1 protein-coding gene is annotated in these 294 nt (G+C 71.1%); it reads right to left on the reverse strand.

The window, feature by feature from the left end; genetic code table 11:
• Nucleotides 1-294: transposase (locus tag ACWGS9_RS35685; protein ID WP_454509543.1), on the reverse strand; the 294-nt coding region annotated here is incomplete at both ends.

Genomic DNA, 294 nt, shown 5'->3' on the forward strand with positions numbered 1-294 from the left:
CGGCGGTTTGAGATCGCAACGCGGTGGGTGTAGCGCGACAGATAGGCGAGCACCGCCTCCGGCCCCGCGAACGGCGCCTTGGCGTAGACCACCCAGCGCTTCTTCCGGGCGGCAGCAAGCTGGCGCAGGAAGGCCCGTCGCTCGGTCAGCTGCGTCATCGACCCGAAGAAGCTGAGCCGGCCGGCGTCGTGCAGTGCGATCAGCCGGGCGAGGAACAGGCGGCGGAACAGCTTGCCGAGCACGCGCACCGGAAGGAGGAAGGCCGGGCGCGACGAGACCCAGCGGGTCCCGTCG

This window comes from Mesorhizobium sp. Arg314 (genome assembly GCF_053714275.1).